Annotated in this window: 1 protein-coding gene; it reads left to right on the forward strand. The window is 41.2% G+C overall.

Annotation, left to right across the window (positions count from 1 at the left end; all coding sequences use genetic code 11):
* Nucleotides 1-203: hypothetical protein (locus NG918_RS16655; RefSeq protein ID WP_252227152.1), on the forward strand; the 203-nt coding region annotated here is incomplete at its 5' end.
* Nucleotides 204-245 lie beyond the last annotated feature (42 nt).

The following is a 245-nucleotide window of genomic DNA, read 5'->3' on the forward strand; positions in this document are numbered from 1 at the left end:
GAAAGAGGCGGGGAGGGGAAAAGAGTAGGGTTTGGGGGTGGGCGGATGCTTTAAAAAAAAAAGAGATAGGAAAGTGGGCTGATGCTTCTTCATACCGAAAACAATCTGTTGTCAAAGTTCCTTCAAACTTTTTGCAAGGAGGCCCGCCTTTTGATTCTATGATAAAGTCTGCCTCATCAAAGGCATTCCAATTGGTGAAATAATTTCTATGAACAGATACATGTAGTTCGAAAACAGTTTTAGAC

This window comes from Clostridium sp. ZBS2 (genome assembly GCF_023845855.1).
GTDB classification, from domain to species: Bacteria; Bacillota; Clostridia; order Clostridiales; family Clostridiaceae; genus Clostridium; species Clostridium aquiflavi.